Origin of the sequence: Paractinoplanes brasiliensis, assembly GCF_004362215.1 — a bacterium.
GTDB classification, from domain to species: domain Bacteria; phylum Actinomycetota; class Actinomycetes; order Mycobacteriales; family Micromonosporaceae; genus Actinoplanes; species Actinoplanes brasiliensis.
Window position 1 is genome coordinate 1,937,965 of the sequence record NZ_SNWR01000002.1, and the last position, 14,584, is coordinate 1,952,548.

Genomic DNA, 14,584 nt, shown 5'->3' on the forward strand with positions numbered 1-14,584 from the left:
ATTATTGACAGCTTGGAATGATCTCCACCGAGCAATGTTTTCAGCTATATGCTGACGTCGGACTGGCGATCTTGCGGGCGGAACGGGGGCCGGGCAAGGCGCACCTGCTCCGCGTGTTCCCGGAGCAGGGCGCGACGCTTGACGAGGCGGTAGCGGCGTACAAGGTGTTGACCTCCGACGGGCTTGAGGGCACGCCGGCGGAGATGGAACTGCTTGCCGCGAAGCTGAGCGCGGCGGGTGGCAGTCAGGCGTTCAGGGTGGCCCGGGCGGGCGCGGCGACGGTGAGATAGCCGTCCTCGAGGCCGGGCTCGAGCGGCTGAGCGTCCGGGGCCGGGGCGGTCGGGGCGACGATGCGGTAGCGCATGCCGGCCTCGTCCGGCAGGGCCGAGACCACGGTTCCGCCGGCCGGCGGTGGGCCCGCCGTGGTGAGGGACCACACCCTGCCCTCGGCCTGGCGGGTCAGGTCGTCGACGGTTCCGCGGAAGGCCAGGCGGCCCCGGGACAGCACCGCCACCTCGCGGCACGTCTGGGCGATGTCGTCGACGATGTGGGTGCTGAGCAGAACCGTGCGGTCGCCGGCGAACTGCGAGAGCAGGGTGCGGAAGCGGATGCGTTCCTCGGGGTCGAGCCCGGCCGTCGGCTCGTCGACGATCAGCAGGCGCGGGTCGGCCAGCAACGCCTGGGCGATGCCGACGCGTTGGCGCATGCCGCCGGAGAAGCCGCGCAGCCGGCGGTTGGCCTGGGCGGTCAGCGCGACCACTTCGAGGAGTTCGCCGACGCGGCGGCGGCGCACGGCGGGGTCGTCCAGGCCTTTGAGCAGCGCCACGTAGTCGAGGAACTGGCGGGCGGTCAGATCGGGGTAGACGCCCAGGTCCTGGGGCAGGTAGCCGAGGCCGCGTTGCACGGCGTGGCGGCCTGCGGGGGTGCTCAGGTCGTGGCCGTCGACGGTGACGTGGCCGGCGGTGGGGCGGGCGATGCCGGCCAGGATGCGCATCAGCGTGGTCTTGCCGGCGCCGTTTGCTCCGAGCAGGCCGAACATGCCGGTGGGGATGGTGAGGCCGAGGCCGTCGAGGGCGGCCACTCCCCCGCGGTACGTCTTGGTCAGGCCGGTGATCTCGATGGTCACGAGCGGGTCCTTTCGGCGAGGCGCATCAGGTGGCCGCCGGTGAGGGCGGCGGCCGCGAGCACGAGCAGGAGGGCGATCGACAGCCAGGCGACCAGCGGGGTGGGGTCGGGGCGCAGGAAGTTGAGCGCGGCGCCGGGGATGGGGCCTGCCCACTGGTCCTGGCCGTCGATGCCGGCGAAGTCGAACAGGACGGCCATCGGGTAGCCGCCGAGCGGGTGGATCACGGTGCCGCTGAGTGTCGGCATGAGGTCGGGCGTGACCACGTTGCCCCACAGCCAGTAGCCGGCGAACAGCACGCGGAACAGCGGCGCGGGCATGAGCAGCGGCACGGTCAGCGCGAAGGCGGCCACGAAGAGCAGGCCCGGCACGAACACCGTCCCGAAGGCGGCGAGGGCCCACAGCAGCGCACTCCAAGATCCAGAGCTGACCGCGTACGCGGTGGCGAAGCCGAAATAGGCGACGGCGATCGGCACCGCGGTGGCTGCGCCCGCGCCCAGGTATTTGCCGGCCAGCCGCCGTGCCGGTGAGGCGGGGGTGGCGTCCAGGATCGGCGCGACACGCAGCCGGTCGTCGCGCACGAGCCGGTCGGCCAGCAGGCACCCGAACCCGATCGCCAGCAGGGCGTGGATCTGCAGGGCCAGCCCGACCACGGCCGTCCGCGGCTCGGGTGACCGTTCGGCCGGGTCGAACAGGTCACGCAGCAGGCTGCCGCCGATCAGCACGAACAGCACCAGGGTCAGCGCGGGCACGATCCACACCGAGCGTTTGCGGATCTGCATGCGGAACTCGTATCGCAGGGTGGCGATCACTCGTCGTCCTTCAGGATGAGGCGTTCGGAACGGTTGAGCACGACCAGCGCCAGCGTGATCAGGGCGCCGGCGGTGGCGAGCAGCGTGAGCCGGTTGGCCGTCCAGTCGGCCGGGTCGGCGCCGCGGGTGGTGGCGAAGAGGTAGAGCATCCGGCCCGGCCAGTGCTGCTGCGCGGCGCCGGAGAAGAACTGCTGGATCGCCCAGACGGTGGTGACCAGTGCTCCGGCCGCCGCGGGGCTGCGGGACAGCGCGGCCGCGGCCAGCCCCAGACCGCCGAGGGCGAGGGTCGGCGCCGCCCAGGTGAGCTGTCCCGCGAACACGCCGTGGTTGCCGGGCCAGCGGTCCCACCAGCCGGTGGCGATGAGCACGGCGGCGGTCACAACGGCGACCAGCGCGGCCCAGCCCAGGGTCACCGCCGTCCGGCGCAGAAGCGTCACCCTGTACGGGGTGGGGAAGGCCAACTGGACCTCGACGGCCGGGTCGCGCCCGACGAGCGAGGCGCAGGCGACGCCGGCCGTCAGGGGAAGCGCCATTTCGAGCGTGCCGAGCAGGATGCGGGCGGTCATGGTGTCGCCGGGCAGCGGGTTCGCGGTCGCGGCCAGCACGCCGGTTGCGACGGCGAGTGGGGGGCCGAGCACCGCTGTCCAGCCCGCGCGGCGTACCTCGTACCGCCATAGGGTTGTGGGTCTCACATGGAATGGGTAGCGCCGCGGCCGCGGCGGGGTTCACCGCGACCCGAGGCGATCACGGCGGCGAGCGTGACCGCGGCGCTGATCGTCAGGACGGGCGCGCTCGTCGACCAGGCCTCCACGACGAAACGGGCCGGCCAGCCGTCGGGCAGCAGCACCCCGGTCGCCAGCACCCGCACCGACCAGACGCCGACGGCCACGCCGAGCGCGATGTCGGGTCCGAACCGGACGGCGAGCAGCAGGCACAGCGAGGAGAGCAGGGCCATCGGTCCGAGCCAGGCGGCGACCAGCGTGTTGAGGCTTCCCGCGCCGGACGTGCCGGTGGCCGCGAGGACCGCGGAGGCGGCCGTGGCGAGCACGAGGTCGTAGCCGAACACCAGGGCGAGACGTACGAGCAGCAGCAGGCGGCCCGAGGTGGGCAGGGAGACGATCAGTTCCGGCCCGGCGCGATAGGTGCCGGCGACCCCGGCCGCGGCGATGAGCGGCGCGACCAGCGACAGCACCAGGCCGGGTGGGCCGGAGACCGACTGCAGCAGCACCACGGCGACGCCGAGCGCCATGACCAGGGCCGAGGCGATCGGGACGGCCGGGCGGATCAGGCGCGCCTCGGCCAGCATCAGCGCGGCGAGAAAGCGCAGCCGGCGGGGCGGGGGCGCGGTCCCGGGTTCGGTGGCGCTGCGGGTCAGCACCGCGCGTACGAGCCGGGCGGGGTCCGGCGGCGTGACGCGCGGGGGTGCGGCCGCGGCGGCGATCGACTGCCAGGAGGCGAGTTCGGCGCGGCAGGCGGGGCAGCCGGCCAGGTGCTCGCCGACGCGGGCGCTCTCGGCCGGGTCGAGCGTTCCGGCGGCGTACGCGGGAATCTGGTCCTTCATTCGGGCACCTCCTGGGCGACGAGCGCCGCGGCGACGGCGGCCCGGGCGTGATGCAGGCGGCTCTTGACCGTGCCGACGGGGATCGCGAGGACCTCGGCGACGTCGGCCAGCGGCAGCCCGGCCACGAAGACCAGCGCTATGACGTCGCGGTGGTGGGCGGGCAGCCGGTCGATGGCGGTGGCCACCGGGGTGCCTCCGGCCGCGGCGATCGCCAGTTCCTCGGGGCCGGCGGCTTGGTCAGGCCGGTCGACGGGGACGGACGGCTCGGGCGCGGAACGTACGCGCAGCCTGTTGTGGGCCTGGCGGCGGGCGACCCCGAACAGCCACGTCGACACCTTGGCCCGGCCCTCGAACGCGCCGGCCGAACGCCAGACGGCGAGCATCGTGTCCTGCAGGATCTCCTCGGCGGTCATCCGGTCGCCGGCGAGCCGGTGCAGGTAGCCGAAGAGGGGGCCGGAGTGCCGCTCGTAGAGGCGGGACAGCGCGGACGCGTCACCGGCGGCGACCCGCCGCAGCAGTTCGTGGTCGTCGTGCGCCACCGCCACCTCCCCTTCTCAGAGGTAGGTAGCACGTACGGGCTCGTTCGGTTCACGACGCGGGGCGCCGCCCGCGTGAATGCGGACGACGCCCCGGGAAGGTGCGTCGGCTCAGTTCTTCCAGAAGACGTAGACCGCGCCGTACTTGACGGCCTTGGTCTGACCCGCGGTGCAGGGCACGGTGGGCGCGGTGCCGCCGGAGGTGAGCAGGCGGCTGATGTAGGTCGACTTGCCGAGCACGCCGCCGCCCGTGGTGGTGTCGACCTTGAGCAGCAGCTCCGGGATCGTGCCGGCGCGCGGGCTCTCGGCCTCCTTCTTCGCGGTGACCTTGGAGCCGTCGCGCAGGGACTGCCAGCTGGGGCCGCCGAAGTGGTGGACGCGGCCGCCGGTGCCGATCAGCTGCGCCTCGGGGGTGGAGGCGCCCTCGTACTTGCCGGCGGCGCTGCAGGTGTAGGTCTGGGTGCCGCTCGCGACGATGTAGGCGCCGATCGGCTTGGACCCCTTGGGCGGCTTGATGGCGGCCGGGATGCCCGGGATGGAGACCGCGCGTGCGTCGGGCCCGACGGCTGCGGGCGCGACGGCCGCCTGCTCGGCGGCGGAGGCGTTGAAGGTCACCGCGCCGATGGTGGCCACCACGGCCGCCATCCCCACCCCGGCGGCGGCGCGGACACGAGAACGCTTCGTGTTGAGCATGAGTTCTCCTCATTTGGGGGCGTGAGCGTCGCCCCGTCGCCCGCCAACACGGATCCGCACCCCGAGAGGATCACGACAATCGTCAATGAGGTCCGTTCGTCCCCTGTGGATTCCTACGAACGGATGAGTCTGTATTTACGCTGGTCAAAGCAAGGGGAGAGATACTCATGGGTAACGTATCAGGCCCCGGCCGCGTCAACCGCGCGCCGGGGCCTGATCGTTGCGAGGGGTCAGGACTTGAAGGCGTCCTTGATGTTCTCGCCGGCCTGCTTGAGCTTCGATTTGCTCTGATCGGTGCGGCCCTCGGCCTCGAGCTGCTCGTCGTCCGTGGCCCGGCCGACACCTTCCTTGACCTTGCCGCCGACCTCTTCGGCCTTGTTGTCGACCTTGTCGTCGAATGCCATGACAGCCTCCAGATCGTCGTCGTGCGTACGCCGGGTGACTTACCCATGGTTGCGGCGGACAACCATTGATCGACGTGTTCGCATCGAGGCGGCCGGGACATGGGCGAGCCCGCAGCAGTGCCGTCGGTACGCCCGGCGACAAGTCAGGCTGGGCGCGAACCCTCACCCACGGCACCCGGCACCGCCGAGGGCGGCGGCTGGGGGTGGCGCAGACCGGGATGCCCGGGTGGCAGGGTGCGGCGGATGACCCACCAGCTCGCGGCCAGGCACGCGGCGATCAGCGGCCAGGTCAGGGCCACCCGCGCCACCCCCAGGGCGAAGACCTGCCCAGCGGCGTACAGGGGCAGAAAGACCGCCACCCGTACGACGTACTGCAGCACCCAGACCCAGCTGGCCAGCCCGTACGCGCGGAGCAGGGCCGGGTCACGCCGCCACCGCGCCTTCTGGCCCAGCACGCCGCCGACCACTACGCCCAGCAGCGGCCACCGGATCACGATGCTCGCCGCCCAGGTCAGCGCGCTGGCCGCGTTGCTGAACAGCTGGATGAGGAAGAAGTCCTGGGCCCGGCCGGTGTAGAGCGCGATCAGGGCGGCCACGCACACGCCGAGCAGGCCGATGACCACCGCGCGGGGTTTGTCGCCGTGGCGCAGCCGCCAGAGCGACAGCCCGAGCGCGAGCACGACGGCCACTGCCGCACCGGCCACGATCGACTGGTGGAACAGCAGCCAGCCCGTGACGAACCCGGCCGTCGGCAGGGTCGCGTCGATCGCGGCGCGACGTCCGTTCAGCAGCTGCGCGAGCGACTCCGGCTGCGTCATCCTCCACCCCGTCCCTCCAGGTTAGGAAAGCCTAACCTGGAGGGCGGGCGGGTCTCACTCCAGGTGGAACGTGGCGTCGGCGCGGGCCGTGGCGTCGGGGGCCGGCTCGAGCCGCAGCAGATAGTCGACGTGCCGCAGGTAGCGGCCCGGGAAGTTCACCGACTCGAACGACACGCCGGCCGCGTCGGCCAGCCCGGCCCGCCGGGTGAAACTGGCGTCGTTCCGGAACAGCGCGGTGCCGTCGTTGCGGTCGACCCAGGCCTCGTTGTTGCGGTGGCGCAGGTAGTAGCCCGGGAAGTTGGTCGACTCGAGCGACACCGAGCCGTTGCCGGCCAGCCCGGTCACGATCCGGAACTGCGAGTCGGCCAGGTTGGTGACGTTCGCGTCCAGGCGGGCCCGGTACTCCCAGTGCCGGAGGTACCGGTCGGGGACGTTGTGCGACCTCAGGCGTACGGGATGAACGCCGTCGGGGATCGGGATGCCGAAGTTCGGGGTGCCGTCGGCGTTCCAGTAGAACTTCTGCACCCGCGTACGCCGGTTGGGGTCGTTGAGCGGGTCGCCGCTGATGTCGCGGTAGCTGCGGTCGTGATAGACGATCAGGTCGCTCTGCCCGTCCTCGGCCACCGTGAACGAGTTGTGCCCCGGCCCGTACTGGCTCGTGGCGGCGTTACTGGCGAAGACCGGGTTGGGCGACTTGACCCACGACGAGGCGCTGAGCAGGTTGGCAGTGGCCGAGGCGGTCAGCATGCCGAGGCAGTAGTTGGCGTCGGTGGCGCTGGCCGAGTACGTCATGAACACCCGGCCGTTGCGCACGACCACGGCGGGTCCCTCGTTGACCGCGTACCCACGGGTCTCCCAGGACAGGGTGGGCACGGACAGGCGTACGGGGGTGCCGGTGATGGTCCAGGGGTTGCTCATGCGGGCCAGGTACAGGTTCGAGTTCGTGCTGATGCCGGGTTCCTGCTGCGCCCAGGCGAGGTAGCGGACGCCGTTGTGCACGAACGTGGTCTCGTCGAGCGAGAACGTGTCCCACGGGGTGGCGATCCGGCCGCGCTCGGTCCACGTGCCGGTCAGCGGGTTGGCGGCCGGGGTCTCCAGCACGTACATGCGGATGCGGAACCGGTCGTCGGCGCGGCCCGCGGTGAAGTAGACGTACCACTTGCCGTCGATGAAGTGGATCTCCGGCGCCCAGATGTTGGCGCTCATCTCGCCGCTGGAGTGTTTGCGCCAGATCACCGTCTCTCCGGCGTTCGAGAGACCCTGTACGGTCGTGGCCCGCCGCAGCACGATCCGGTCGTACTCGGGGACGGTGGCGGTCAGGTAGTAGTAGCCGTCGGTGTGTTTCCAGATCTGGGCGTCTGCCCGCTGGCCGGCGATCGGGTTGGTGTAGCCCACCGGCGGGGCGGCGCTCGCGGGGACCGCCGGCAGGAGCACGACGGCCACCGCGAGGATCATGGCCAGGAATCTTCGGAAGTGAACGTTCATCTCGCTGGCCACTCCGTTCGGGGTCGATCGTGACCGTCGCGACGATCATCGTGGGGGATAGATGATTGCCGACACGTTTCGCGACAGTGTTAGCGATAACAACCCTGGAGTCAAGCGAGGTCAGTCGATGCCTGGCGGATCGACGGTGATCTCGACGGCACGGTCGGCCGGCATCCCCACCGAGCACTTGGTCGCACGCGGCTCACAGACCCACTTGATCGTGCATCCCTCGCAGACCTCCGCGGCCAGGTCGACGCTCGACGCGAAGACCCGGACGGGTGGCGGGCAGGCGCGCTCGGCGCACTCCCGCCCGGCGGACGGCACGGAGACCTTGCCGGTGGCACCCCTTTCGACGGTGACGGACAGAGTGAGTTCCCGGAAGGCGGCCGCGACCAGCTCGCTCCGCACGGCCGGGAAGCCGGCCACGGGGAAGGTGAGCTCGGCCCGGGTGGCGCCCGGCCCCTGCGGACCGAACGCGACCGTGAACCGGCAACTGCCGAGCGGGGGCAGCACGCCCGCGCACCCGTCCGTGTCCGCGACCCGGAACGACGAGCCGGTCAGCTTCGGCTGGTCGTAGCGCACGGCAACGTCGTCGTCGTTGCGCAACGTGAGAACCCGCTCGGGGAACCGGCCGCCCAGGTGGAACTGACCGAAGTCGACCTCGGCCGGGGACAGCACGGGCGGCCGAGGAGGTGGCGGGCCAGTGGTGCCGGGCGTGGTGACCGGCGGCGTTCTGGTCGGGGTGATGTTCCCGGTTTGCCTGGTCGTGCCGGGAACGCCCGGCTCCTGGTTCCGAGGATTGCCGGTCGGCGCGGGGCCGGTCCGCGGCGGGCGGGTCGGCGGCGGGATGTTCGGGCCGGTCGGTGGGGTGCCGGTGGCGGGCGGCGTGGGCGACGACGACGGGCTCGTCGAACCCTTGGCGCCGTCGCTCGTGTCCCACAGGGCGTCGACCACGCCGAGGCCGAGGATGACGACGGCGACGAGGGTGCCCGCGGCCGCCTTGAGCCGGCCGCGCGACTTGGCCGCGGTGGAGGCCGGTGGCTCGAGCCCGACGCTCCGGGCCCGCAGCGGGATGGCACCCAGCGCCTCGCCGGCGCCGCGCGCTGCTCCGCCGCCGTCGTGTGCCACGGTCTCGTCCTGGTCGGCCGGGGCGTGGCCCGGGATCAGGCCAAGGTTGTGAGTACTCACTTCCATGCCCCGGTTGTCGCCCAGCCGGGCCCGTTGACCGACGGCCTGCGTCAACTCGTCGCGTGCCAGGGCGTGGTCGCCCGAACACAGCGCCAGCGTGCCCTGCTCGTGGTGGAACAACGCCTCCGACGCGAGATCGCCGACGTGCCGCGCGCCCTCGATGCCCAGGGTCAGCAGCCGGTGGCAGGTCGACCAGCGGCCGGCCACGGTCAGGATCGGTTCGGCCGCCTCGACCAGCGTCACCACCGCGGCCCACTGCCTGCGCCGGGCGAGTTCGCCGGTCTGGGTGACCAGCGCCTTGGCCAGCGTGATCGTCCCGTCTGCGCCGGGGTCGGCCGCGCGCACGAACTCGGCGATGTCCCGGACCGCCGAAACCAGGTTGATCGTGCGGAACAGCAGCGCGGTGTTGCCGGGCGCCCGGCAGGCGGGTAAGCCGAAGCGGTCCTCCTCGACGTCGACCAGCCGGCGCCGCTGAAGCTTGAGCAGGGCCTCCCGCGTGTTGCCGGCATCGGTGACGATCTCGACGAGCTCGGCCGGAAGGTGCATCCCGGCCAGCGCGCCGAGCACGGTCAGGGCACCCCGGTCGACGCGGTCGAGCCCGAGCAGCGTCATCCGGGTCAGCGCCGCCGGGTCACGCGTGACGGCGTCGGCCAGGTCCTCGACCGTGTGCCGGCCCTCGCGAACCACCGCCGCCGCCTGACGCAAACGCAGTGGACTGCCCTCGATCGCCGCGGTCAGCCGGGCCGCGGCCATCCGCTCGGAGGCGTCGAGGTCGCGGCCGAGATCGCGGGCCAGCAGGACCACCGCGTCTTCCTCGGCCAGTCCGGGCAGCTCACAGGGCACGCCGGTGACATGCTGCTCGGAGCCGACGAGCACCGCGCAGTGCGGCCGCAGGGCTTCGACCGCGGCCACCCCGCCGGCGTCGCAGTCGAGGGCGACAACCGGCCGCAGGTGGGCAAGCGCCTCGGGCCGGCCGGGGTGACCGAGCAGGCCGAGAACGGCCTCCACGACGTCCTCCGGCTCGTCGCCGGCGCTCACGTGCACATAGACCCAGGGCCGGGCCGGAACAGCGGGATCGGCCGAGGCCCGCCAGTCGCCCGGAACAGCGGGATCGGCCGGGGCCCACCAAGCACCCGAAACGGCGGAATCGGCCGAGGCCCGCCAGTCGCCCGGAACAGCGGGATCGGCCGGGGCCCACCAGTCGCCCGGAACAGCGGAATCGGCCGGGGCCCACCAGTCGCCCGGAACAGCGGGATCGGCCGGGGCCCGGCCGTCCGGCAGCCGGGGGTGGTCCGGGAAAACAGGGTTGCCGGCGGCGTGCCGGCCCGGGGAAGCCCCGGGTGCGGGCAAGGCGGCGTCCGCCGAGGCGAGGTGGCGCAGCAGGGTGGATTTGCCGATCCCGCACGGTCCCCGGACGTTGACCACGTGGCCGCGGGACAGTGCCTGCAGGACCAGGGCGATCTGCGGCTCGCGGCCGAGCGGTGCGGCAACAGCGACGACCGGGCTCCGGTGCGCGGAGGCTGCCGGGCGGGAGGCGCCGGCCGGCGAGGCCTGGAAGCCGGCGCCGGGGATCAGGTCGAGGCGGTGGTTCGCATACGAGGCAGTCAACATCCGACGACGATGGGGGCGCGGACTTAGCCGCCTCTTAGCAGCGGCCGAGCTGTTGCCGCGGTCTGCGTCACGTCCTACCATCGCGGCACATACACATTGATGTCTTTCGAAGTGTTCGCGCCACCGTCGAAGCGCTTCGATGGACGTCCGGAATGGAGGGAAGACATGCGCAGAAGCACATTTGCGCTGGCGCTGACCACGGCGGTCGCGGTCACCGGAGGGGCGGCTGTCCTCACCGCCCTGCCGGCGTCGGCCGCGGCGGGGTGCCGGGTGGCCTACGCCGTCAGCAGCACATGGCCGGGCGGGTTCGGGGCCAACGTGACGATCACGAATCTCGGGGATCCGCTGAGCTCATGGACGCTCGTGTGGACGTACGGGAACGGGCAGACCGTCACCCAGGCGTGGAACACGAACCTGACCCAGAGCGGGTCGACTGTCACGGCCCGCAACGCCGGCTACAACGGCTCCCTGTCGACGAACGGGTCCGTCTCGTTCGGCTTCAACGCCTCGGCCGCCGGCGCCAACACGGCGCCCACGGCGTTCACGCTGAACGGCACCGCGTGCACCGGAACGACAGGCCCGTCGATGCCGCCGACCACACCGCCCACGACACCGAACACCAGCCCACCGCCGACCAGCCCGGGCGTGCCGAGCGACGCCGCCTGGGTCGACTCCGGACAGTGGGCGTCATGGCAGAACAACGGCTACACGCTCTACAACAACATCTGGGGCTCGGGCGCCGGCTCGCAGACCATCTGGGCCCGCAGCGGCACCAACTGGGGCGTGGTGGCCGACCACCCGCGCACCGGCGGCGTCAAGTCGTACCCGAACACCGGCAGGACGCTCAACCGCACGCTCAGCTCGCTGTCCAGCGTGACCAGCTCGTTCAACGTCTCGGTGCCGGCCGACGGGGACTACGCGACCACCTACGACATCTGGGCGAACAATCACGCGTACGAGGTCATGATCTGGACCAACCAGCACGGCGCGGTGGGTCCGATCGCCGAGCAGTACGACGCGAACGGGGCGGTGCCGAACGTCCGGAACCTGACCGTCGGCGGGCACACCTGGAACGTCTATCGCGGCTCGAACGGCGCCAACGCGGTGTTCTCGTTCATCCGCACCAACACCAGCTCGGGCTCGATCGACCTGCTGGCGATCATGAACTGGCTGCGCACCAACAACTGGTGGGGCAACGTGACGGTGGGTGAGCTGCAGTTCGGCTTCGAGATCACGGGCACGGCCGGCCGGTCGAACTTCACGACCAACAGTTTCTCGCTCAGTTACAGCTGAAGCCCGTGCAGGTGGACGCGGATGCTGGTGCCGTCGGGACGCCGGTGCACCCGCACCAGGTCGCAGAGGTGGTTGACCAGCACCAGCCCGCGTCCGCCCGGCACGTTCAGCGGCGGCAGAACCCGTCCGGCCAGCGGATCGGTGAAGATCCCGTGGTCGTCGGCCTGCACGATCAGGCAGTCGGCCTCGGACCAGAGCGCGATGCTTCCGGCGCCGTCGGTGTGCGCTATCGAGTTCTCGGCCAGCTCGTTGACCGCGGTGACGGCGTCGTCGATGCGACGCTCGGGCAGCCCGGCCTTGCGGGCCCGGTCGGCCACGAACGCGCGCACGCGGCTCAGGTCCTGCGCGGTGGCGTACGGGAAGATGTCGGCCTCGGGCGGCACGGCGGGCAGCGGCTGGTTGAAGCGGTCCGCGGTCTCGATGGGGTCGGCGTACGACGGGCTGGGCCGGCGGCCCTCCCGCGTGATCATGACCGGGTGGGTGCGCCAGGCGTCGGCCAGCGCGTCCTGTCCCAGCCCCGTCACGTCGTACGGGCAAAGAATGGACGCGTCCCGGCCGGCGAACACCGCGTTGATCAGCGCCTCGTGGGTGGCGCAGGCCGGGTACTCGATCGCGGAGCGTGACGGCCAGATGGGCTCGCCGACGATCGAGACGTGGCGGCCCGGGTGCCGGGCGGCGAAGGCCAGCAAAACCCCGGGGATGATGTGGCCCGGGTTGCGGCCGGCCACGGTCATGTCGGCGAAGACCACCTCGGCCCGTACGTCGGTCAGGGTGTCCCGCAGCGGCGTGAGGTTGACCTCCGGCACCGCCACCATGACGGCGTCACCGCTGGTCACCGCGGAGCGGACGTACGCCCCGACCACGCTTGTGTACTCGTCGAGGCCGTTGTACAGCAGGGCCGGATGGTCGAACGTCAGTGTCACGCCGCCCGCTCCCGGATCACGCTCGGACGGAGCCGATCGAGAACCGTGGTCCCGGCCATCACTCCCCCTCGGGTTCGGTACCACCAAGATAGCCGCCGCGCGCCCGGCGCCGCGGGCTTGTCCACCTTAGGCTCGGGGGATGCGGCTTGCCCACGTGACGGATCTGCACTTCGGGGCGGAGCAGGCCGACGTCGTGGCGGGGCTGCGCCGCGACCTGCTCACCCAGGGCCTGGATCGGGTGCTGGTCGGAGGCGACCTCACCATGCGGGCGCGTGACAGGCAGTTCGCCGCCGCCCGTGAGCTGCTGGAAGCCCTCGGCACGCCGTGGACGAGCGTGCCGGGCAATCACGACCTGCCGCTCGATCGGCCCGTACGGGCGTACGGGAGCCTGGATTCCTATCGTCGTCTCGTCGGCCCGCCCGAATCCGTGGTGCGCGACGGTGGCCTGCTGCTGCTCGGGCTGAGCTCGCCCCGGGCGTACCTGTGGAAGGGTGGTCGCGTCGACGCCGGCCAGGTGACCCGGATCGAGACGGAGCTGGCGCCGGACGCCGAGCTCAAGGTCCTGATGCTGCACCACCCGGTGTTCCCCTCGCCGCAGCGGCCGGGTGAGGCGCTCGCGCACGGGGCGCAGGAGGTTCTGCGCGCGGCGGCGTCGGTGCGGGCCGACCTTGTGCTGTGCGGGCACGAGCATGTGGCGGCGCAGGTCCGGCTGCCCGGCGGCGTGATCGGCGTGCTCAGCGGGACGGCCTGCTCGTGGCGGGTGCGGGCCGGCGAGCCGCAGTCGTACACGGTGATCGACGTCGAAGGCGACCGGCTGACGATCACCGTGCGGCATTGGCGCGACGGCGCGTTCACCGAGGCGTCGACGACCGTGTGGCGCCGTTCACGGGACGGCTGGCAGGCCTGACGCGACCCGGACCAGGGCGTTCAGGTCACGCCGGGTGAGGGCGGCGCCCCGGTTCGGCGGCATGAGAGTCCGAGGCACCCGTACGCGCAACGCGCGCGGCAACGAGGTGAAGCGCAACGGTGGCGACAGCAGCAGCGCCTCCCCGTCCAGCCCGACCGGCACGTCGGAGCCGGAACGCACCTCGAACTCGGCGGCCGTCCACTCCCCCACCGGCCGCGGGCCCCGCGCGGTCACGATGCCGAGCCGGCCGGTGTCGAGCCGGGGACGCCCGCCGGGCCGCCCGACCCGCGACAACTCGTACGGGTTGTTGGAGACCAGCACCAGCGACAGCCCCGTCAAGGACCGGCCGTCGGGGGTTTCGAGCGCCAGATCCGGCGGCTGGCCGTCCGGGCCGAACAGGCCGGGCAGGACCCGACCCCACGTCTGCAGCTTGGCCCGGCGGTAGCCCTTGGCCCGCACGACCTCGGCGTACACCCCGAGCGAGGCGTTGTTGACGAACACGTGGCCGTTGACCAGGCCCAGGTCGACCGTCCGCTCGGCGCCGTCGGTGAAGGCGTCGAGGGCGGCCACCACGTCGGAGCGGTCCAGGCCCAGGTCGAGCGCGAAGTGGTTGCGGGTGCCGGCGGGGACGCACACGTACGCCACGTCGTGCCGCATCGCCGTGGCCGCGACCAGGGCCTGCGAGCCGTCGCCGCCCGCCATGCCCAGCACGTCGGCCCCGTCACACACGGCCTTCTCGGCGAGCGCGGCCAGGTCGTCCCCGGGCCGCAGCGTCACAACCTCGATGCCGCGCGCGGCGGCGGCCGCGGCGAGGCCCGCCCGTTCGGCCGCGCCGTCACCCGACCGCGGATTGATCAGCAGGACGCCGTGGCGAGCGATCCGGGCCGGGAGGCCGGCGGCGACCAGGACGCGATGCCGGCCGAGGGCGTACCGGCCGGCCACGGCGAAGGTCACCAGCATCACGACCTGGGTCACGAACAGCGACAGGCCCAGCAGGACGACCAGCAGCGCGGCCCCGCCGGCGGTGAGCACGGCGAGCAGGCGGAGCAGGCCACGCCGGGTCAGCGAGTACCAGACCGCGGCCGTCACGACCGTGCTGGCCAGCACGAACACCACGAAGGTCTCGAAGTGCCGAACGGCCTGCTCGAGGCCGGCTGCCACCGCGAGCAGGGGCGCGGCGAGCGCCACGACGGCGGCGGCCCGCCGGCCCGTACTCACGGCGCTCATGGC

Annotated in this window: 15 protein-coding genes; 3 read left to right on the top strand and 12 right to left on the bottom strand. The window is 72.3% G+C overall.

What is annotated here, in order from left to right; translation table 11 throughout:
- Window positions 1-17 precede the first annotated feature (17 nt).
- Window positions 18-290, top strand: a complete 273-nt coding sequence (locus tag C8E87_RS40765; RefSeq protein ID WP_133878680.1) for a hypothetical protein — start codon at window positions 18-20, stop codon at window positions 288-290.
- Here the strand turns inward: C8E87_RS40765 and C8E87_RS40770 are convergent.
- The 10 genes from C8E87_RS40770 to C8E87_RS40815 all read right to left on the bottom strand — a co-directional run bounded on the left by C8E87_RS40770 (window position 245) and on the right by C8E87_RS40815 (window position 10,231).
- Complete coding sequence (locus C8E87_RS40770) at window positions 245-1,126, bottom strand: ABC transporter ATP-binding protein (RefSeq protein WP_133878681.1); 882 nt, start codon at window positions 1,124-1,126, stop codon at window positions 245-247. The genes C8E87_RS40765 and C8E87_RS40770 overlap by 46 nt on opposite strands.
- On the bottom strand, window positions 1,123-1,935 hold the full coding sequence (locus C8E87_RS40775) for an ABC transporter permease (RefSeq protein WP_133878682.1): 813 nt from the start codon (window positions 1,933-1,935) through the stop codon (window positions 1,123-1,125). Before C8E87_RS40775 ends, C8E87_RS40770 begins: the two co-directional genes overlap by 4 nt.
- Window positions 1,932-2,627, bottom strand: coding sequence for a hypothetical protein (locus C8E87_RS40780; RefSeq protein ID WP_133878683.1), 696 nt, complete (start codon window positions 2,625-2,627; stop codon window positions 1,932-1,934). The genes C8E87_RS40775 and C8E87_RS40780 overlap by 4 nt, the downstream gene beginning before the upstream one ends.
- Window positions 2,624-3,496, bottom strand: coding sequence for an anti-sigma factor family protein (locus tag C8E87_RS40785; RefSeq protein ID WP_133878684.1), 873 nt, complete (start codon window positions 3,494-3,496; stop codon window positions 2,624-2,626). Before C8E87_RS40785 ends, C8E87_RS40780 begins: the two co-directional genes overlap by 4 nt.
- The gene (locus tag C8E87_RS40790; protein WP_203720896.1) at window positions 3,493-4,035 is read right to left on the bottom strand and encodes an RNA polymerase sigma factor; all 543 of its coding nucleotides are present in this window, start codon (window positions 4,033-4,035) and stop codon (window positions 3,493-3,495) included. The genes C8E87_RS40785 and C8E87_RS40790 overlap by 4 nt, the downstream gene beginning before the upstream one ends.
- 108 nt (window positions 4,036-4,143) lie before the next feature.
- Entirely contained in the window at window positions 4,144-4,725 is a 582-nt protein-coding gene (locus C8E87_RS40795) for a DUF3455 domain-containing protein (protein ID WP_133878685.1), read from the bottom strand.
- Window positions 4,726-4,955: 230 nt separating this feature from the next.
- The gene (locus tag C8E87_RS40800) at window positions 4,956-5,129 is read right to left on the bottom strand and encodes a CsbD family protein (protein WP_133878686.1); all 174 of its coding nucleotides are present in this window, start codon (window positions 5,127-5,129) and stop codon (window positions 4,956-4,958) included.
- Between the two features lie 143 nt (window positions 5,130-5,272).
- Window positions 5,273-5,947: a DUF3159 domain-containing protein gene (locus C8E87_RS40805; protein WP_133878687.1), complete on the bottom strand. Its 675-nt coding sequence runs from the start codon at window positions 5,945-5,947 to the stop codon at window positions 5,273-5,275.
- Between the two features lie 54 nt (window positions 5,948-6,001).
- On the bottom strand, window positions 6,002-7,432 hold the full coding sequence (locus C8E87_RS40810) for a family 43 glycosylhydrolase (RefSeq protein WP_133878688.1): 1,431 nt from the start codon (window positions 7,430-7,432) through the stop codon (window positions 6,002-6,004).
- A 120-nt stretch (window positions 7,433-7,552) separates the two neighbouring features.
- Window positions 7,553-10,231, bottom strand: a complete 2,679-nt coding sequence (locus tag C8E87_RS40815; protein WP_133878689.1) for a hypothetical protein — start codon at window positions 10,229-10,231, stop codon at window positions 7,553-7,555.
- Window positions 10,232-10,396: 165 nt separating this feature from the next.
- On the opposite strand from C8E87_RS40815, the gene C8E87_RS40820 reads away from it, so the two are divergent.
- Complete coding sequence (locus C8E87_RS40820) at window positions 10,397-11,524, top strand: glycoside hydrolase family 12 protein (RefSeq protein ID WP_133878690.1); 1,128 nt, start codon at window positions 10,397-10,399, stop codon at window positions 11,522-11,524.
- Here C8E87_RS40820 and C8E87_RS40825 read toward each other — a convergent pair.
- Window positions 11,515-12,447, bottom strand: a complete 933-nt coding sequence (locus C8E87_RS40825; protein ID WP_133878691.1) for a sensor histidine kinase — start codon at window positions 12,445-12,447, stop codon at window positions 11,515-11,517. The genes C8E87_RS40820 and C8E87_RS40825 overlap by 10 nt on opposite strands.
- Window positions 12,448-12,586: 139 nt before the next feature.
- On the opposite strand from C8E87_RS40825, the gene C8E87_RS40830 reads away from it, so the two are divergent.
- The gene (locus C8E87_RS40830) at window positions 12,587-13,354 is read left to right on the top strand and encodes a metallophosphoesterase family protein (protein ID WP_133878692.1); all 768 of its coding nucleotides are present in this window, start codon (window positions 12,587-12,589) and stop codon (window positions 13,352-13,354) included.
- Here C8E87_RS40830 and C8E87_RS40835 read toward each other — a convergent pair.
- Window positions 13,331-14,581, bottom strand: a complete 1,251-nt coding sequence (locus C8E87_RS40835) for a diacylglycerol/lipid kinase family protein (RefSeq protein WP_133878693.1) — start codon at window positions 14,579-14,581, stop codon at window positions 13,331-13,333. The genes C8E87_RS40830 and C8E87_RS40835 overlap by 24 nt on opposite strands.
- Between the last annotated feature and the right edge of the window lie 3 nt (window positions 14,582-14,584).